The 17,784-nt window shown below is 60.1% G+C and carries 17 protein-coding genes; 9 read left to right on the forward strand and 8 right to left on the reverse strand.

What is annotated here, in order from left to right:
• Nucleotides 1-211 precede the first annotated feature (211 nt).
• A complete protein-coding gene (locus BLS87_RS23285; protein WP_074756089.1) occupies nucleotides 212-1,795 on the forward strand; it encodes a peptide chain release factor 3 in 1,584 nt (527 codons plus the stop codon).
• 300 nt (nucleotides 1,796-2,095) lie between these two features.
• Here the strand turns inward: BLS87_RS23285 and ggt are convergent, their stop codons facing one another.
• From ggt to BLS87_RS23300, 3 genes are all read right to left on the reverse strand, one after another.
• A complete protein-coding gene (gene ggt, locus BLS87_RS23290; RefSeq protein WP_074756090.1) occupies nucleotides 2,096-3,763 on the reverse strand; it encodes a gamma-glutamyltransferase in 1,668 nt (555 codons plus the stop codon).
• A 298-nt stretch (nucleotides 3,764-4,061) separates the two neighbouring features.
• Nucleotides 4,062-4,961, reverse strand: coding sequence for an NAD-dependent epimerase/dehydratase family protein (locus BLS87_RS23295; RefSeq protein WP_074756092.1), 900 nt, complete (start codon nucleotides 4,959-4,961; stop codon nucleotides 4,062-4,064).
• 255 nt (nucleotides 4,962-5,216) lie between these two features.
• On the reverse strand, nucleotides 5,217-6,173 hold the full coding sequence (locus tag BLS87_RS23300; RefSeq protein WP_083370744.1) for a DMT family transporter: 957 nt from the start codon (nucleotides 6,171-6,173) through the stop codon (nucleotides 5,217-5,219).
• 112 nt (nucleotides 6,174-6,285) lie between these two features.
• On the opposite strand from BLS87_RS23300, the gene BLS87_RS23305 reads away from it, so the two are divergent.
• Complete coding sequence (locus BLS87_RS23305; RefSeq protein WP_074756093.1) at nucleotides 6,286-7,155, forward strand: LysR family transcriptional regulator; 870 nt, start codon at nucleotides 6,286-6,288, stop codon at nucleotides 7,153-7,155.
• 68 nt (nucleotides 7,156-7,223) lie between these two features.
• Here BLS87_RS23305 and BLS87_RS23310 read toward each other — a convergent pair whose 3' ends face one another.
• On the reverse strand, nucleotides 7,224-8,120 hold the full coding sequence (locus BLS87_RS23310) for a LysR family transcriptional regulator (protein ID WP_074756095.1): 897 nt from the start codon (nucleotides 8,118-8,120) through the stop codon (nucleotides 7,224-7,226).
• A 117-nt stretch (nucleotides 8,121-8,237) separates the two neighbouring features.
• Complete coding sequence (locus BLS87_RS23315) at nucleotides 8,238-8,774, reverse strand: TetR/AcrR family transcriptional regulator (protein WP_143024464.1); 537 nt, start codon at nucleotides 8,772-8,774, stop codon at nucleotides 8,238-8,240.
• A gap of 120 nt (nucleotides 8,775-8,894) precedes the next feature.
• On the opposite strand from BLS87_RS23315, the gene BLS87_RS23320 reads away from it, so the two are divergent.
• Entirely contained in the window at nucleotides 8,895-9,539 is a 645-nt protein-coding gene (locus tag BLS87_RS23320) for a glutathione S-transferase family protein (protein WP_074756099.1), read from the forward strand.
• Nucleotides 9,540-9,605: 66 nt separating this feature from the next.
• On the opposite strand, the gene mdaB is transcribed toward BLS87_RS23320, so the two are convergent.
• On the reverse strand, nucleotides 9,606-10,190 hold the full coding sequence (gene mdaB / locus BLS87_RS23325; RefSeq protein WP_074756101.1) for an NADPH:quinone oxidoreductase MdaB: 585 nt from the start codon (nucleotides 10,188-10,190) through the stop codon (nucleotides 9,606-9,608).
• Nucleotides 10,191-10,391: 201 nt separating this feature from the next.
• Complete coding sequence (locus BLS87_RS23330; RefSeq protein ID WP_074756103.1) at nucleotides 10,392-11,156, reverse strand: sulfite exporter TauE/SafE family protein; 765 nt, start codon at nucleotides 11,154-11,156, stop codon at nucleotides 10,392-10,394.
• Between the two features lie 163 nt (nucleotides 11,157-11,319).
• Here BLS87_RS23330 and BLS87_RS23335 point away from each other — a divergent pair, with 163 nt between their 5' ends.
• Together BLS87_RS23335 and BLS87_RS23340 are read left to right on the forward strand one after the other, a co-directional pair.
• A complete protein-coding gene (locus BLS87_RS23335) occupies nucleotides 11,320-12,243 on the forward strand; it encodes a LysR family transcriptional regulator (protein ID WP_074756105.1) in 924 nt (307 codons plus the stop codon).
• Nucleotides 12,244-12,304: 61 nt separating this feature from the next.
• The gene (locus BLS87_RS23340) at nucleotides 12,305-12,649 is read left to right on the forward strand and encodes a cupin domain-containing protein (RefSeq protein ID WP_074756107.1); all 345 of its coding nucleotides are present in this window, start codon (nucleotides 12,305-12,307) and stop codon (nucleotides 12,647-12,649) included.
• A gap of 205 nt (nucleotides 12,650-12,854) precedes the next feature.
• Here the strand turns inward: BLS87_RS23340 and BLS87_RS23345 are convergent, their stop codons facing one another.
• Entirely contained in the window at nucleotides 12,855-13,673 is an 819-nt protein-coding gene (locus BLS87_RS23345; protein ID WP_074756109.1) for an isocitrate lyase/PEP mutase family protein, read from the reverse strand.
• A 145-nt stretch (nucleotides 13,674-13,818) separates the two neighbouring features.
• Here BLS87_RS23345 and BLS87_RS23350 point away from each other — a divergent pair, with 145 nt between their 5' ends.
• The 4 genes from BLS87_RS23350 to BLS87_RS23365 are packed head-to-tail and all read left to right on the forward strand — an operon-like array spanning nucleotide 13,819 to nucleotide 17,782.
• The gene (locus BLS87_RS23350; protein ID WP_143024465.1) at nucleotides 13,819-14,928 is read left to right on the forward strand and encodes an alpha/beta hydrolase; all 1,110 of its coding nucleotides are present in this window, start codon (nucleotides 13,819-13,821) and stop codon (nucleotides 14,926-14,928) included.
• A 15-nt stretch (nucleotides 14,929-14,943) separates the two neighbouring features.
• On the forward strand, nucleotides 14,944-15,873 hold the full coding sequence (locus tag BLS87_RS23355) for a ThiF family adenylyltransferase (RefSeq protein ID WP_074756111.1): 930 nt from the start codon (nucleotides 14,944-14,946) through the stop codon (nucleotides 15,871-15,873).
• 45 nt (nucleotides 15,874-15,918) lie between these two features.
• Nucleotides 15,919-17,142: an MFS transporter gene (locus BLS87_RS23360; RefSeq protein WP_074756113.1), complete on the forward strand. Its 1,224-nt coding sequence runs from the start codon at nucleotides 15,919-15,921 to the stop codon at nucleotides 17,140-17,142.
• On the forward strand, nucleotides 17,117-17,782 hold the full coding sequence (locus BLS87_RS23365) for a GNAT family N-acyltransferase (RefSeq protein WP_074756115.1): 666 nt from the start codon (nucleotides 17,117-17,119) through the stop codon (nucleotides 17,780-17,782). Before BLS87_RS23360 ends, BLS87_RS23365 begins: the two co-directional genes overlap by 26 nt.
• The last annotated feature ends 2 nt before the right edge of the window (nucleotides 17,783-17,784 follow it).

Genomic DNA, 17,784 nt, shown 5'->3' on the forward strand with positions numbered 1-17,784 from the left:
ACAAGCCATGAGCGCAGCTTCGTCAAGCTAACTTGCTAATTTTGCAGCCCCTGCAACGTGTCGTTACGGGGGAGTGGACGTCTCCACGGTCTGAAAGGTTCCCACGTGAGATGCTATTTGGCCACCCTTTATCGACTGAACGGTTCGGTTATCGCCTTCATTTAGGCTATAATCCCGGCCCTTTTTTGAATCACCTCTCGGGCGATTTCCCATGACCAGACAGGCCGCCGAAGTCGCGAAACGCCGCACTTTCGCCATTATTTCTCACCCGGACGCCGGTAAGACCACCATCACCGAAAAGCTGCTGCTGATGGGCAAGGCCATTGCCGTCGCCGGTACGGTCAAATCCCGTAAATCCGATCGCCATGCCACTTCCGACTGGATGGAAATGGAGAAGCAGCGTGGTATCTCCATTACCACGTCGGTCATGCAGTTCCCGTATCGCGAACACATGATCAACCTGCTCGACACCCCGGGTCACGAAGACTTCTCGGAAGACACCTACCGCACCCTGACCGCCGTGGACTCGGCGCTGATGGTGCTCGACGGCGGTAAAGGCGTAGAGCCGCGGACCATCGCACTGATGGACGTCTGCCGTCTGCGCGACACTCCGATTGTCAGCTTCATCAACAAGCTGGACCGCGACATCCGCGACCCGATCGAACTGCTGGACGAGATCGAAGCGGTCCTGAAGATCAAGGCCGCGCCGATCACCTGGCCGATCGGTTGCTACCGCGACTTCAAGGGCGTTTATCACCTGGCCGACGACTACATCATCGTCTACACCGCCGGTCACGGTCATGAGCGCACCGAAACCAAGATCATCCAGAATCTGGACTCCGACGAGGCCCGCGCCCACCTGGGCGATGAGTACGACCGTTTCGTCGAGCAACTGGAGCTGGTGCAGGGCGCCTGCCACACCTTTGATCAGCAGGAGTTCCTCGACGGTCAGCTGACCCCGGTGTTCTTCGGTACGGCACTCGGCAACTTCGGTGTCGATCACGTGCTGGACGCGGTCGTCGACTGGGCACCGCTGCCGCTGCCACGGGTTGCCAACGAGCGCACCGTCGAGCCGGTCGAAGAGAAATTCTCAGGCTTCGTGTTCAAGATCCAGGCGAACATGGACCCCAAACACCGCGACCGTATCGCCTTCATGCGCATCTGCTCGGGCAAGTACGACAAGGGCATGAAAATGCGCCACGTCCGTACGGGCAAAGATGTGCGTATCGGCGATGCGCTGACGTTCTTCTCCAGCGAGCGTGAACAGCTGGAAGAAGCCTACGCCGGCGACATCATCGGTCTGCACAACCACGGCACGATCCAGATCGGCGACACCTTCACCGAAGGCGAAGCGCTGGGCTTCACCGGAATCCCGCACTTCGCGCCGGAACTGTTCCGTCGCGTCCGCCTGAAGGACCCGCTGAAATCCAAGCAATTGCGTCAGGGTCTGCAACAGCTGGCCGAAGAAGGCGCCACGCAGGTGTTCTTCCCGACACGCAGCAACGACATCATCCTCGGCGCCGTCGGTGTGCTGCAGTTCGATGTGGTCGCCAGTCGCTTGAAGGAAGAGTACAAGGTCGAATGCGCCTACGAGCCGATCACCGTGTGGTCAGCCCGCTGGATCGACAGCAGCGACAAGAAGAAGCTCGAGGAATTCGAGAACAAGGCGGTGGAAAACCTGGCAGTGGACGGCGGTGGTCACCTGACCTACCTGGCTCCTACCCGGGTCAACCTGGCCTTGATGGAAGAACGCTGGCCGGACATCAAATTCCGTGCGACGCGTGAGCATCACTAAGCGCTGGCACCGCAATAAACCTGCCATGATCGTTCCCTCGCTCCGCGTGGGAATGCCGACCGTGACGCCCCGCGTCACCCTGCTGCGGACGCGGAGCGTCCAGGGATGCATTCCCACGCAGAGCGTGGGAACGATCATGACAAAACCTGTAGGAGCGTGGCTTGTCCCGCGATCTGCCGGGAACCGGCAGCAATACCTGAAGATCCACCACATCAGGTGCACCGCGAATGCCGGATTAACGACGGGTTCCCCGCCGATCGCGGGACAAGCCACGCTCCTACAGCGGCAAGCGTCATCCCTTCACTGCACCACCCTCCCCACTCCCCTGCCTCGCGGATCCGACGCCGTTTCGACTTTCGTGCCGTCAATCTTGATCGCCTGCACGTTGCCCATCGACCAGCCCTGATCCTTGAGGGTGTAGCCCATGGTCTTCAGCTCTTCGGCCACCGGCGTAGGCAATGGCGCAAATTTCTCGGTGAAGATCGTGTCCTTCGGCAGCAACTGGTGATGAACACGTTGCGCCGCCACGGCGTCCTTCAACGGCATGTGGAAATCGTAAAGGTTGTTGAGCACCTGAAAGACCGTGGTGAAGATCCGCGACCCGCCCGGCGTTCCCAGCACCAGCGTCACGGCACCGTCGCGTGTCACCAGGCTTGGGCTCATCGACGACAACATGCGCTTGCCCGGCTCGATGGCGTTGGCATCGCCGCCCACCACGCCAAACGCATTGGCCACACCCGGTTTGGCGCTGAAGTCGTCCATCTCGTCGTTCATCAAAAAGCCCGCGCCTTTGACCACCACGCCACTGCCGTAATCCCAGTTCAGGGTGTAGGTGTTGCTGACCGCGTTGCCCTTGGAGTCGACGATGGAAAAGTGCGTGGTCTGGTGCGATTCAAGCCCGGGTTTAATGTGCTCGGTGGGAGAAATCGCGTTCGGGTTAACCTCATGGGCGCGCTGAACCAGGTACACATGGTCGGTCAACTGGCTCACGGGCGCCTGTGAAAAGTCAGGGTCGCCCAAGTAGTTGGCGCGGTCGGCGAACACCCGCTTTTCGATTTCCGCCAACAGGTGAATGTAACGCGCAGAGTTGAGTGGCACGCCCTTGAAGTCGTCACTCAACTGCTGCTTGATGCCGATCAACTGCGCCAAAGCCACACCGCCCGAGCTGGGGAGTGGCGCGGTGTAGAGGGTGTTTCCGTCGAAGTTGACGCGCAGCGGCTTGCGCCATACCGCCTTGTAGTCAGCGAGATCCTGCCGGGTAATCAGACCATTGTCGTGCTGCATCTGCGCGACCAGCAGGTCGGCTGTCTCGCCTTGGTAAAACTCGTTCGCGCCCTTGTCGGCGATCCGCTCAAGCGTCTTGGCCAGTTCCGGCTGACGAAACGTCTCGCCTGCTTTCATCCCGCCGAAGTAGTCGCCAAAGTTGGTCTTGCCCTCGAGCTGTTTGATCGCGGCTTCGCCATACAGGTATTGCTTGTCGGCCACTTTGAAACCGTTTTTGGCGTAGCCGATGGCGGGTGTCAGCAACTCGGCCCACGGCAGCTTGCCAAACTTCTGATGCGCTTCCCACAACCCCATCACCGTGCCGGGCACCCCGGATGCGCGCGCGCCCACCAGGCTCATGCCGGGGATCACGTCGCCTTTCTCATCCAGGTACATGGTGCGGCTGGCGGCTTTGGGTGCGGTTTCGCGGTAGTCGAGAAAGTAAGGCTTACCCTTCATGAACAGGGTCATGAACCCGCCGCCGCCGATGTTGCCGGCTTCGGGATAGGTCACGGCCAGGGTGAACGCTGTGGCGACTGCCGCATCGACGGCGTTGCCGCCTTTTTTCAGGATCTGCGCGGCGACGTCGGCGCCGTACTGGTCAGGCGCTGCAACGGCCCCACCTTCCAGCACGACGGCGTACACGGGCGAACTGACGGCAAAGATGACCGACAAGGCGAGGGTCTTGAGTGTCACGGCTCGCATAGGGTTTCCTTAATGAGCGGAGGCGACAGCTTCGTACGCGCGTGCTGTATGGAAGCTGTCTGAACGCTGACGAGACTAAAGGTCCAGTCACTCATTAATGATGAAACTTCCCGTAAACGCAAACGGCCACCCGAAGGTGGCCGCCGTTGCGCGTAACGGTAGGAGCGCGCTTGCCCGCGATCGGCTGCGCAGCAGTCGTAGAAACGTCTTATCCGGTTGCACTGACGCACCGCATCAACCGTTTTTACTGCCGCTGCGCGGCAGATCGCGGGCATGCGTGCTCCTACAGGTTGGCGACTCAGGCTTTGAGCATGTCGTGCTTGATCCAGTCGAGCACCGACGTCGTCTTGGGCGACCAGCCCAGCAACTCGCGAGCGTTCTTGCCGCGCACCCGGCTGTTGGAGCCCAGGCCGTAATTGGCCATTTCGTAACCCCACTCCGCTTCGGCATCCTTCAACGGCCAGTCTTGCGCCCTGCCCAGGTGCAGAGCCTCTGCAATGGCGTTGCTCATGTCGAGGAACGAGGCTTCGCCGCTTTCGACGAAGTAGAAGGTGCCCGCCGGACTCTTTTCCAGGGCCAGCGCATACAGCTCGACCACGTCATTGATGTGCACGTTGGACCAGATGTTGCCGCCGGTGCCGACGTGACGAACCACGCCACTTTTGCGTGCCTGCTTGACCAGACGCGGGAGCTGCACGCTGTCACGATCGACCCCCAGGCTGTGGCCGTAAATCAGCGTGTTGCACAGCACCGCCGAACGCACGCCTTCTTTGGCTGCGGCGATCACCAGATCGTCAATGGCCACGCGCGCGGCCTTGTCCGGCGTCGCAGCGGGCAACTGGCCTTCGTAGTAGACCTCGTCGGTGCCTTTGCCGCCGGAGGCATCACCGACGATGCTCGAACCGCTGGTGTGCAGAAACGGCTTGTTCGAGCCCTTCAACCCCTCGATCAGCGCCTCGACCGCTCCCCGGTGATCGCTGCTGGCGGCGTTGATCACGCCATCGGCTTTACGGGCTTGCTCGATCAGCAGGGCGGTGTCATCCAGCGTCCCGATGACCGGGACGATGCCGAGCGCGTCCAGCTCGTCCGCCTGCTCGGCGCTGCGCACCAGCCCGGTAACGTGATGACCTTTCTTGACCAGGCCGGTTGCGATGGAGCCACCGATAAAACCTGCGGCGCCGGTTATGAAGATGTTCATGAGAGGACTCCTGCTGAGTAAGTGATGGACTCAGTATCGGCGCGTGATTCATTACGAAAAAGGCAGGTCAGGCCAAATGACTATTGCCTGCAGATCACGAATCACACTCAGCCATCGGGCGCCGTTCGCTTCCGGTATGCACTGCCCATCCTGCAGGCACTGCAAATCCTGTAGGAGCTGCCGGAGGTTACGACGGTGGCGAAAGCGGCCTTTCTGACACACCGCATCTGCCACCGTCGCCACCTCCGACAGCGCTCATCGATTCGCCTGGAGAACCGGGACAGGTGTCACCCGCTCCCGCCGCAGGTTCAGCGCCAGCACGCTGCTCAGTACCACCAACGACCCCACGATCACCATTGCCGAGGGCATTTCACCCAGCAGCACCGAGGCAATGGCGATCGCCATGGGCGGGGTCAGGTACAGGCTCATCGACGCGCGGCTGACGTCCATGTGTTTGAGCACATACGCCCACGCCAGGTACGCCAGCGCACTGGGGAAAAACCCCAAAACTCCCACGGCGATGTTCACCCGTAACGGCGCATTGACGATTTCGCCCATGAGCCCGGGCAGGTAAATCAATAAGAAAAACGTCCCTGCCCAGACGGTGTAACAGACCATGGTCAGGCCGTCATAACGGTGGCTGTAACGCTTTTGCAGCGAGAAATACACGCTCCAGGAAAACGCCGCGAGCAAGACCAGCAGCCCGCGCACATCAATGTGCCCAAACCCACGGTCACCGGTGATGACAATCGCGACGCCCACCAGCCCCCACGCCACGCAGGTCCAGCGCCAGGCGCTGACGCGTTCCTTGAACACAAAGTGCGCAAGCAGTGCGGTGAACAGCGGCATCGACTGAATCAACACGCTGGACGCGCCCGCCGTGACACCGGCCTGACCGAAGTTCAGGGCAATGTGGTGCAAGCTGACGGCGAAGAAGCCGAGCACACCCAGCAGCGGAAGGTCTTTAAGGCGCGGCAGGGAGATGCGCAGTGAAGAGGCGATGATCGCCATGAAGACCGAAGCAATGATAAAGCGCAGCAGGGCCAGATGGCCGGGGTCATACCCCTGTAAGCCGATGCGAATTCCGGTCGGCGAAAAGCCCCAGCAGGCCACCACGAAAAACGTCGCCAGCGCCACTTTGAGCCCCTGCCAACGCACACCCGAACCGTCAGAACCGCTCACGCCTGCAACCGGTTCACTCACCACGCTCATGTCGATGCTCCCGTCCGCGAGCGTTTTGCCCGCGCTTGGCTGCGAGTATCGAAACAACTTATGCTCACCACAACCGAACAATAATGACTCAACCGTTCACTTTAGGTGATGCATGGAACTGGCCCAGATTCGTATGTTCAAGACCGTCGCCGACACCGGCAGCATCGCGCGTGCCGCCCAGGTGCTGCATTGCGTACCGTCGAACATCACCGCGCGCGTCAAGGCGCTGGAAAGCGAACTGGGGACCGAATTGTTTTTCCGCCATGGTCGCGGGCTGCGCATCAGCCCGGCGGGGGAAATCTTCCTGACGTACGCGGGCCGCATGCTCAGCCTCGCCGAAGAAGCCAAGCGCGCGGTGCACCCGGATGCCGCGCCGTCCGGGCCGTTGCGAATCGGCGCCATCGAATCGTCCGCCACGTCACGCTTGCCTCGATTGCTTGCACGCTTTCACGCGCGTTACCCGGACGTGTCACTTGAATTGACCACCGGCACAGGCCCGCAATTGCTGGAGGCCACGGTGAACCACAAGCTCGACGGCGCGATTGTCGCCATCGACGTCAAACGGCCACGGCTTAAGCGAACGTCGATGTACCGCGAGGACCTGGTGTTGATTGCCGCCGAATCCCTGGGACCGATTCGCAGCGCGGCGGACCTGCAAGGCAAGTCGATTTTCATGTGGCCGGAGGGTTGCCCTTATCGCGCGGCGCTCGAACGCTGGTTGCTGAACAACGGGCAGACCCAGCCGATCATCAGCATCGCCAGCTACGGCACCATCGTCGGTTGCGTCAGTGCCGGCGCGGGCGTCGCGCTGGTGCCCAAGGGCGTGTTCGAGCAATACCACAAAGGCTCGGGCTGGGTCGGCTATGAATTCCCGGAGCTGACCTCCATCGACAACCTGTTCTACTGGCACGAAAACGCCGAGCATCACCCCGCACGTGAAGCGTTCGTGGAGATGTTGAGGGCGGAGTTCAGTGGGATTTGAAGCGCATGATCGCCGGTTCAAGTCGCTCCCACAGGATCGCGTTTGCCCCGCCCTGTCTCGACGAAACCTTACGCCGCATAATTCGCCAGCTTCTGCTGAATGAAATCCAGAAAACACTGAATCCTCAGCGCCAGTTGCGAGTTGCGGTAATACACCGCGTGAATCGGCTGGCGATAGCCGCTGTTGGCGTGCGGCAGAATGACCTTCAGGCGTCCCGAGCGGATGTCCTCATGGGTCATGAAGTGCGACAGGCAGACGATGCCCTCGCCTGCCAAGGCCAACTGGCGCAACGTTTCGCCGCTGGACGCGGACACGGTCGGGTGAATGAACAGGCGATCGCCATCCCCATGGCGCAGCGGCCAGTGGTTCAACGTTTCGGTCTGGGTGAACCCCAATAAGGAATGTCCGCTCAACGCTTCAACGGTCTTGGGCGTGCCGTGTTCCTTCAGGTAATCGGGACTGGCGAGGATGTTCAACGGGCTGGTGCCCAGAGAACGCGCGTGCAGCGTCGAGTCCGCCAGCGTGCCGATGCGTATCGCCACGTCCGTGCTTTGTTCCAGCAGGTCGATGATCAGGTCGTTGCTGTTCAGTTCCAGCTGAATGTCCGGGTACAACGAGCGGAACTCAGCTACGTACGGGACGATGGAATGCAGCATGAACGGCGACGCCGCGTTGATCCGCAAACGCCCGGAGGGCGTCTGCTGCCGATGCGACATGCGCTCTTCCAGCTCTTCCATCTGCCCCAGGATCTGCTTGGCCCGTTCCAGGAAAAACTTGCCTTCCTCGGTCAGGTCCATGCGGCGTGTCGTGCGGTTGATCAGCGTGGTGTCGAGCTTGGCCTCCAGTCGCGACAAGGTGCGACTGATGGCCGAAGGCGTCTGGCCAATCTGCTCGGCAGCGGCCGAAATAGAGCCGCTTTCGATAACCGACACGAACACCTGTAACTCATCGGATCTGGCTTTCACTGTTGTCCTCCGCTCAAAACAGACTGCAGATTAGCCTCGTTTTTCGCAAAAGCCACGCGACGCATGACATCCCTTTCAGCGAACTACATTCACGCCACTCCCATCAAACCGAAACCGTCAAGGCAACAGCCCTGCTGACCGGTATGCCTGAACGGTGGCATCAAACACACTGATGTCATCGCGTCCACGTGCAACCAGTTGCGCGCCCTCCACAGCGGCATAGATCGCCAACGCCTGCTGCTGTTTTTCGTCATCCGAAAGTTGAGGGCGGCAAATGGACAACACGTCACTCAGCCAGCGCACGTTGACGTCGGTGAAGGCGTCCACCTCAGCCCGAACTTCTGGGGGCAAGTCGTCGTACTCGGCGGCCATGATTCCGCACAGGCACATGCGATTGTCGTTGACCAACGCCATACGAAAAATCTCGGTGTAGCCCTTCATCCACAGATTCAGGTCGTCAGAATCCGCGCGCAATCCCGTCAGGTACGCCAGACCATCTTCGGTATATCGCCTGGCGAGTGCCTGGCCCAGATCGCCCTTGGTGGGGAAATGGTAGTGAATGCTCGCGCTCTTGATGCCGACCTCTTTTGCCAGCTCACGAAAGCTCAAGCCGTTATAGCCGCGGGTCTGCACCATTTTTCGGGCAGCCGCCATGATCGTTTCCCGGGTATCCATCGTCACAATTTACCTTCCTATCGATAGATAGACGTTGACAGCTCAAATCCTCTCGGCGCAGTGTATACCTACCGATAGGTAGACAGCTATGGAGCTCGCATGAAAGTTTTCGATATTCCCGGTTTCCCCAATCCCCTTCGCGTCCGGATCGCCCTTGCCGAAAAAGGCCTGGCGTCCAAGGTTGAGTTCATCACAATCGATCTGCCTGCAGCGGAACACAAGCAACCGGCGTTTCTGGCCATCAATCCATTGGGCACCGTGCCCGTGTTGCAACTGGACGACGGCACCAACATCTCTGAATGCACCGCCATCACTGAGTACCTCGATAACCAGGACGGTAACCCGGTCCTCACCGGTAAAACGCCGAAGGAAAAAGCCATCATCCACATGATGCAGCGGCGGGCAGAGTCCGAACTGGAAAACCCTATCGGCTTTTACTTCCACCATGCCACGCCTGGCTTGGGCGCCGGTTTGCAACCGTACAAGAGTCCGGAATGGGAAGGTCGTGTCGAGTGGGGCAATCGTCAGCGCGAGAAAGCCGTTGCCGGCATGAGGTACTTCGATGACGTGTTGCGCAGCCAGCCTTATGTGGCGGGTGATGCATTTTCCATGGCCGACATCACCGTGTACGCCGGGCTGGTGTTCGCGGGCTTTGCCGCCATCGCCATTCCCGAAGAATGCACCGCTCTGGTGGCCTGGCAAGCGAAGGTTCAAGAACGCCCAAGCGTAAAAAACCCGGCCTGATCGCTCAACGCCCCGGCCCGAACAGGGTCGGGGCATTGTTCGTGTCACGGGTGACGCGGCTTCAGATCAGACCCCAAAGACCGAGGCCAGATGCGCCTCGTAGCGTTTCACGTCGGCTTCGATGTTCGGCACTTTCATCACGTCCACGGCCAGAAAGGTCGGCAGACCGGTCATGCCCAGGAACTGATTCGCCTTGTGGAACGGGAAGTAGACCGCGTCCACGCCCTTGGCTTCGAAGAAATCGGTCGGGTCGTCGAAGGCCTGCTGCGGCGCATTCCAGGTCGCGGAAATCATGTACTGCTTGCCCTGCAACAAACCACCGCTGCCGTACTTCTGCGAGTGGTCGGAGCGGGTGCGGCCATCGTTTGCGTAAAGGCTGCCATGGCCTTCGGTGAACACCTCGTCGATGTACTTTTTCACAGTCCACGGCGCACCCATCCACCAGCCCGGCATCTGCCAGACGATGACGTCAGCCCAGAGAAATTTCTGCACTTCTTCGGCGACGTCGTAACCACCGTCGATGAAGGTCTGCTTTACATCAAGGCCGGCGCGGTCGGTGAAGGCCAACGCAGCATCATGCAACGTGGCGTTGTAACGACCTTCGGAGTGAGCGAATTGTTTTCCGCCGTTGATGAACAGGATTTTTTTCATTGAAAGCCTCGTCGTGGCCCGGCCGTCTGCCCTCACCGAGGAGGACTGCATTCGAGCGTCAGTAATAAGAGAGGGGGAATAGGGATGGGCAGAAGGATATCGATTCGACGGGGCTGAAATAAGCAGGGCTGAGGCAAAAAACATTTGCCATAAACGCACGAATCAAGGCGGCATTGTTGATTTTTAATACGCTCTTGGCATTTAACCGCTGATTAACAGATGCAGGCCCAACAGGGCCATTCCAGTGAAAAAAACGCGCTTGAACAGCGAGGCGCTGATGCGCTGACGTAGCCACTGGCCGAGCATCATGCCGATCAGCGCAGGGACCACTGCCAACAGCGAGGCGCTCATTTGCGCGCCGCCCAGTGCGCCGTTCCAGAACAGCCCGGCGCCCAACGCCAGGCTGGACACCGTGAAAGACAGGCCCAGCGCCTGCACCAGTTGATTGCGATCCAGTCCCAGCCCTTGGATATAAGGCACGGCGGGAATCACGAACACGCCGGTGGCCGAGGTGATGAGTCCGGTGATCAAGCCGCACAGCGGGCCCAGCCAGGGCTCGGCACGAGGTGGCACTTTCAGCGGCGGCAGGAACAGGCCGCACAGTGCATAAACGAGCAGCGCGCCACCGAGTGCACGCCCCATCGAATGCGCACCGCCCATTCCCAATCCATACGACCCCAGCCCAGTCCCCACCGCGATCATGACCAGCAACGGCCACAACCGCTTGAGGGAACTGCGCAAGTGCCCGCCCGCCGCCAGTTGCCAGACATTGGTGAAGGTCGAAGGAATCAACAGCAACGCGGCAGCCTGTGTCGGTAACATAGCCATGCCCAGTAGCCCCATGGCGACCGTGGGCAGGCCCATACCGATCACACCCTTGACGGTGCCCGCCAGCAGGAAGGCGACCAACACCAGAATAGTCAGGCCCCAGCCGATGTTTTGGTACAGCGAGAAAAAGGTCGTCATCGGCGCATCCTGCGCCGGTCCGCCGGGTTTGAAAATCTGCGATATATTGAGTCAGCCTTCGCTTTTAACAGAACCTCGTGCTTGTGCTGCACCTTCGAGTGACGTTCCCACCGGGTTCAATGTTTGTCCGTGATTTCGCGCGCCTTTCCTGAGCAGCAAACCCATGCACTTCGACCTGATCGACCTGAAGCTTTTCCTCAACGTGACCGCAGCCGGCAACATCACGGCCGGCGCCGCGCACAGTCATCTGTCTCTGGCCTCGGCCAGCGCACGGATTCGAGGGCTGGAATCTTCACTGGGCATCGCGCTGCTCGAACGTGGCCGACGCGGGGTCACACCGACCGCCGCTGGCAAGGCCCTGACTCAGCATGCACGCTTGATCCTGCAGCAGGTCGAACGCCTGCAGGCTGACCTCACCGACTACGCGCAAGGCTTCAAGGGCCAGATCCGCTTGCTGTGCAACACTTCTGCCCTGAGCGAGCACCTGCCTGAACGTCTGGCCGACTTTCTTGCCAGTCATCCCAACATCGACATCCATCTGGAAGAACACCCCAGCCTGCGCATTCTGCATGCGGTGCGTCATGGCACGGCGGACATCGGCATCATTTCCGACGCCGTTGACGCCAGCGACCTGCAAACCGTACCGTTCTGCACTGACCCGCTGACGCTGATCATGCCGTCGAACCATTCATTGGCGGGTCACGACAGCCTGCGTTTCAGCCAGACGCTGCATCACGAGTTCGTCGGGCTTGGGGTCAACAGCGCCATGGCGATCTACCTCGAAGAACAGGCGCTGCACCTGGGGCGTCGACTGAAAACCCGCGTGCGCGCGGAGAGTTTCGATGGGGTGATGCGCATGGTGGTGCGTGGCGCCGGTCTGGGTGTTGTGCCCCAGGCCGCCGTCGAACGCTTTCAGCAAGCCGGCCAACTGAAAAGCGTGCCGCTGAGCGACCGCTGGGCCGACCGTACGCTGTTGCTGTGCGCGCCTGATTTCGGGCGACTGCCTGAATACATCAACGCGTTGTTGCGCCACCTGGCCCCGGAAACTGCGTTTATGGGCACACCGATGTCGAGCTCAGACAACTGACGCGACAACGGCCCCCCTAAGGTGTGCGAGCGCAACTTTCGCCACCTTTTCTGGAGCTGTCATGAGCAACCCGATCATCGTTCTTCGCGACACCACGCCACTGCCCGTCGTCGACGCCTGCAAATGGGAACGCATCGGCGGCGACCCGCACACGGTCAACCTCAACGCCTACACCAGCGCCGACGGCGAAAAGATCATGGGCACCTGGATCTGCACACCGGGCAAATGGTATGTGGAATACGTGAAGTGGGAATACTGCGACTTCCAGGAAGGCTATTGCATCATCACCCCGGAAGGGAAAGACCCGATTCACCTGAAAGCCGGTGACAAGTTCATCATCGAACCAGGCATGAAAGGCACGTGGGAAGTTGTGGAAACCGTGCGCAAGTATTTCGTGTTTGCCTGATCGGCTGAATCGTAAGGGTGACTGAGCCACCGCGTTCGTCCGAAGTGCGGCCCAGACCCTCGTAACCTCCGACTGCTCCTACAGGTTTCGCGTCGGTCCGATGCCTCGTGGATGACATCAAGCCTGTAGGAACGAGCTTGGTCTGGGCGACATCCTGAAGAAAACGGTGGGTCAGTGCCATCGGCAGTGACTGACCCACCACGCGTCAACGCATGACTCTGTCCAGATGCTCCAGCGGCAGCGCCCGCTGCATGTAGTCCAGCCCGGTCAGTTGATCCAGTTCCGCCAACACCATCGAGATCTGCTTATAGGCCGCGCGGAACAACGAGCTGCCCAGGCTGACCCGCTGAATACCGGCCGCTCGCAAACGGTCAATGGTCATGCGCGGTGCCGGCAGGACGTTGAGCGGTTTGAACAGCTCGCTCTGCACGGTCTTCAGGTCTTCCATGCTGCGCAGCCCTGGCGCGAACAGGCAATCGGCGCCCGCCGCTTCAAAAGCCGCCAGTCGCTTGATGACTTCACTCAGTGAATAGTCGTGCTGCCCAAGCAGGTAGTCGGTGCGTGCGGTCACGACGAAGTTGGGGTTGCGGGTGCGCACCGCTTCACACGCCGCGCCGACCCGTTCGCAGGCTTGCTCGACATTGAAGAAGACCGGCGCTTTCGGGTCGCTGTAATCAGCGATGTCCTCGATGGACGCCCCACCGCAGCCGATGTCCGAGATGCGTCGGAAATTGCTCTCCACCCCTTCCGGCGTTCTTGCCAGACCGTTTTCAAGGTCCGCGCTCACCGGAATCTGAACCGCGCGCACGATGCGGTCCAGTGCCTCGAACTTCATTTCGTCGTCCATGGCTGGCGACGAGTCGCGGTACCCGCGCATAAAGGCAATGCCCGCGCTGGTCGTCCCCACACTCGGATAACCCAATTGCTCAATCAGACGCGCACTCCCCTCGCACCACGCGTTGGGCATCACGAAAAGTGGGCTGTCAGGCCGGTGTAAGTCGTTGAATCGTTTGCTCGCATTCATGGATAAATTCCCCCTGAACGCAAGATTAAGGGCCGGGCCGTTTATTACCCATTCAGAAAAAGTTAATCCGTTTAAAAAAACGTGAACAGACAGGGGCCGGGGATCGTGAAAGTCTTGCCCCACCTAACGCCCTGGACGCCTTTCCATGAAACGGACTGCAACCGCTTTATTGCTTTCACTCGCCTGTACATTGACGTTTGCCGCACAAGTCGAACCCGTCAAAACATCAACTTCCCTCTCCACGGAAAGTTCGAAACTTCATACGTTCAAACTGCCGGACTCTGCGCTTCATATCGCACTATGGGAGGACAAAGCCCGTGGCCCGCACCGCGCAATGATCAAAGAATCCCAAGTGGTTTTATTTGTTCACGGCGCGACGATTTCCGGCAAGTTGTCCGCCGGTTATCCCATTGACGGTTATTCCTGGTCTGGCGATGTTGCCAACTCCGGACGTGATGCGTGGGTGGTGGACTTGCCCGGTTATGGCCGCTCCGACGACTACCCCGAAATGCGCAAGCCGGACGCCAGCACCACCACCGATCCGGTGGGCAATGCCAAGAGTCTGGTGCCAGTGCTGGACGCGGCCGTCGACTACATCCTCAAGCAAAGCGGCGCACGGAAACTCACGATCATCGCCACCTCCCGCGGCGCGATTCCCGTGGGCTATTACGTCACCGCACACCCGGAAAAGCTGGACAAGGTGGTCTTCAACTCGCCCATCGTGCGCCGCGACACCATCGACCCGGCGGTCATCAAAGGCCTGTTCGGCAGCGCTGACCGACCGGCCCTGAATTTCTATGAAATCCCCATGGACAAGCGCCTCGCCATGCTCACCGATGATCGGCCGCAAGGCACCGACGTGCAGCTGGAAGACGACTTCATCACCCATTGGCCGAGCGACTCTTTGTCAGAGCGCGGCACCCGACAAGGCACGATCAAAGTACCCGGCGGATTCGCTCAAGACATCTACGACGCCTGGCACGGTACTTATTGGGACCCGGCCAAAGTGACAGTACCCGTGCTCATTACACGCGGTGATTACGACCATGTTTTAACCCCGCGCGAAGACACCGACTGGTTATACAGCCATCTGACTAACGCCCCCAGTAAGCGCTCGGTGTTAATTGATAAAGGCACGCATGCCATGTTGTTTGAAAAGAAGCGTTTTGAACTGTATCGCGAAGTTCAACTTTTCCTCGACGGACCCTATACCCCGCTGGCGCTGACCTGCAATTTCTGCGGCGGCCGCAATTAATCAAGGAGCAAGACCATGCTGAAGAAAGCACGCATCGTGACGCTGGAAGGCGTCTTCAACGAGAAAATCTACGATGAACGGGTATCCCGAAGCGGCTGTTTCCTGGGCAACACCGTGCTTGAGCAGGTCGCCAATCAGGCCAAGCTGTCCAACGCGGTGGTCGGTGTGGCAGGCGCAGGCGGCATTGGCGGCGCGGTGGCGCTGGGGCTGGCCCGGTTGGGCGTGCGCCATATCAAGATCGCCGACCCCGATTCTTTCGAGATCAGCAACATCAACCGCCAGTTCGGCGCCTCGGTGAACACCGTCGGCCGCAACAAAGCGCTGGTGGTCGCCGAAGAGGTGCACAAGCTGGCCGGCGACGTGACCATCGAAGTCTTTCCGGAAGGCATCCAGAAACACACTGCCGACGCCTTCGTGGAGAACTGCGACCTGGTGCTCGACCAGATGGACTTCTACAGCATCGGCGAACGCTATGCCCTGCACCGCGCCTACCGCAAATCGGAGAAGTGCAAAGGCATGCTCGCGTCGTCGGTGGTCGGCTGGGGCGCGAACATCTACAAGTTCGAAAAGGACGGGCTGACCCTGGAGGACTTCTACGGGATTCCCGAAGACGTGCAGATGACACCCGACCTCGTCGACAAGCTGGTCAAGCTGCAGGCGTCCTATCAGCCCCGTTTCCCGAGCATCCCGGACATCTACGGCTGGATGCAGGACACCGGCAACGTGCCGATCCTGTCCATCGCGCCCACCGCCTCGCACTACCTGATCCTCTGCCGCTCGACCCTGATGCTCTGCGACCTGGAAGGCGCGCCTTACAGCACACCGCTGCCCGCCATGCCCAAGTACTACTGGTTCGACGGCTCGACCTTCGACAACGGGATCTACGAGTTCAACGGCGAATGGGCCAACCCGGACGAACACCGGAAGCACTTCAACATCGCCTGATGCTCAACGGCCCTCGTACGCGGGGGCCACACCGAGGTATGTGCCTTGAACGCGACAACCCGTCTTCACGAAACACGCGACATTGGTTTGTTCCTCACAGGATCGGGCTTGTGGTTCATCTGCGTGGGCATTCAGAGCATTTTCCTGCCCTGGGTGCTGATCAGCGTTCTTCATGCCTCGCCCTTTCAGTTCGGCGTGGCGCAGATGTGCCTGATGCTCCCGGTGCTGGCGCTGGTGATTTACGGCGGCTACCTGGCGGACCGTCACCCGCTGCGTCGCCTGCTGACGCGCCTCTACCTGATCGCTGCGATGGTTGCGTTGCTGTTCGCGGCCTGGTGCTTTCAAGGTTCGCTGAGCTATCCGATGGTGCTGATCTACTCGCTGCTGTTCGGCGTGCTCTGCGCCTTCTGCGCACCGGCCCGGGAAGCCTGGCTCAACGTGCTCGGCCAGCGGCAGTTGCAGAAAATCGTCACGATCAATATTGGCATCGAGTTCGGTATTCAGGTGGTGGGTTATGCCCTGGGCGGACTGGTCTCCTGGATCGGCGTCAGCGTGATGTTCCTGCTCCTCGCGGTGCTGTTTCTGACCGCCTCCGTTTCGGTGGCGCGGATCTCCACGACGACGTTGGCCAAGCCGCAGTCGGACCTGCTGACCGAAACCCGCGAGGCGTTTCGCTTCTCGGTGAATCACCCGGTGATCTTTCCGGTGCTGTTGCTCAACGGGCTGATCGGGGTGTTTTTCCTGGGTTCGTACTTCGTCGTCATGCCGCTGCACCTGTCTCAACTGCCAGGCTACGACGCTTCTCTGCTAGCGACCGCGAACATCGTGTTCATGGTCGGGCTGATCGCATCCATCGCCACGCTGGTGCTCGCCGGGGGCGTGCAGAGCAAGCAACGCACGCTGATCGTGAGCTGCCTGTTGGCCTCACTTGTCCTGGTCGTCATGCCCTGCGTCTTCAACCGCTGGCTGCTGCTCACGCTGCTGTTTGGCTGGGGGTTTCTGGGCGGCATCGCGCTGAGCATGGGCCAGACCCTGATTCAGGAAAACGCCCCCGCGCGCAACAAGGCGCAAGTGCTGGCGCTGCTGATGCTGTTCTTCATGGGCGGCAACCCGGTTGGCTCGTTGCTGCTGGGCACGCTGCTCGAGTACTGGGAAGCCACGTCGGTGGGCGTCATCACCGCGACGGTCATGATCCTGGCCATCGCCGCCATCTCGTACATCTACAAACTCTGGGGTTCGCACTATGACCACATCAACTCTGCCACTTGATTTCCCGGTGCCGACGCGGCGCATCAATCAGGTCTGCATCGCCAGCACCGAAGCGGATCTGGCCAAGGTCCAGGCCATCTGGGAGGAAGTCTACAAAGAAGAACTCGGCTGGCTGGATGAAACCAACACCGACCCACGCAACGATCGCTTTCACGCCGCGTCGGTGTACCTGCTGGCCACCGGCAGCGAAGGCGAACCGGTCGGCGTCATGCGCATGGTGATCGACAGTGTGCAGGGGCTGCCGGTGGAGAACTTCATCGACATCACGGCCCTGCGCCACGTCGCGCAGGGCTCGCTGGTCGAGTGCGCAAGGCTGATGGTCCCTGCGCGCTACCGCGATCAGAAGTTCGCGGCCTATCCCCACGGCGTTTTTGCCGCGTTGGTGAAAGCCGCGCTGCATCATTGCCTCAAGGAGAAGAACTACAACGTGCTTGCCAACTGCTTCCTCGACACCCGGACCACGCCCATCAAAGCGCTGGTGCAGATGGGCTTCAAGGACCTGAATATCCGCTTTCGCGATGAGCTCAAAGAGGCCTCGGAATGCACGGTCCTGCACCTGGACATCAAAGACATGCTGTCGATCTTTTATGGCCAGGAAAACGGATTGGGCAACTACATCATGATGCGCAATGCAGGCTGACG

Origin of the sequence: Pseudomonas abietaniphila (genome assembly GCF_900100795.1) — a bacterium.
Taxonomy (GTDB): domain Bacteria; phylum Pseudomonadota; class Gammaproteobacteria; order Pseudomonadales; family Pseudomonadaceae; genus Aquipseudomonas; species Aquipseudomonas abietaniphila.

Coding starts and splice junctions, on each gene's coding strand:
- BLS87_RS23285 (WP_074756089.1), top strand. CDS start 212: ATGACCAGACAGGCCGCCGAAGTCGCGAAACGCCGCACTTTCGCCATT.
- ggt (WP_074756090.1), bottom strand. CDS start 3,763: ATGCGAGCCGTGACACTCAAGACCCTCGCCTTGTCGGTCATCTTTGCC.
- BLS87_RS23295 (WP_074756092.1), bottom strand. CDS start 4,961: ATGAACATCTTCATAACCGGCGCCGCAGGTTTTATCGGTGGCTCCATC.
- BLS87_RS23300 (WP_083370744.1), bottom strand. CDS start 6,173: ATGAGCGTGGTGAGTGAACCGGTTGCAGGCGTGAGCGGTTCTGACGGT.
- BLS87_RS23305 (WP_074756093.1), top strand. CDS start 6,286: ATGGAACTGGCCCAGATTCGTATGTTCAAGACCGTCGCCGACACCGGC.
- BLS87_RS23315 (WP_143024464.1), bottom strand. CDS start 8,774: ATGGCGGCTGCCCGAAAAATGGTGCAGACCCGCGGCTATAACGGCTTG.
- BLS87_RS23320 (WP_074756099.1), top strand. CDS start 8,895: ATGAAAGTTTTCGATATTCCCGGTTTCCCCAATCCCCTTCGCGTCCGG.
- mdaB (WP_074756101.1), bottom strand. CDS start 10,190: ATGAAAAAAATCCTGTTCATCAACGGCGGAAAACAATTCGCTCACTCC.
- BLS87_RS23330 (WP_074756103.1), bottom strand. CDS start 11,156: ATGACGACCTTTTTCTCGCTGTACCAAAACATCGGCTGGGGCCTGACT.
- BLS87_RS23335 (WP_074756105.1), top strand. CDS start 11,320: ATGCACTTCGACCTGATCGACCTGAAGCTTTTCCTCAACGTGACCGCA.
- BLS87_RS23340 (WP_074756107.1), top strand. CDS start 12,305: ATGAGCAACCCGATCATCGTTCTTCGCGACACCACGCCACTGCCCGTC.
- BLS87_RS23345 (WP_074756109.1), bottom strand. CDS start 13,673: ATGAATGCGAGCAAACGATTCAACGACTTACACCGGCCTGACAGCCCA.
- BLS87_RS23350 (WP_143024465.1), top strand. CDS start 13,819: ATGAAACGGACTGCAACCGCTTTATTGCTTTCACTCGCCTGTACATTG.
- BLS87_RS23355 (WP_074756111.1), top strand. CDS start 14,944: ATGCTGAAGAAAGCACGCATCGTGACGCTGGAAGGCGTCTTCAACGAG.
- BLS87_RS23365 (WP_074756115.1), top strand. CDS start 17,117: ATGACCACATCAACTCTGCCACTTGATTTCCCGGTGCCGACGCGGCGC.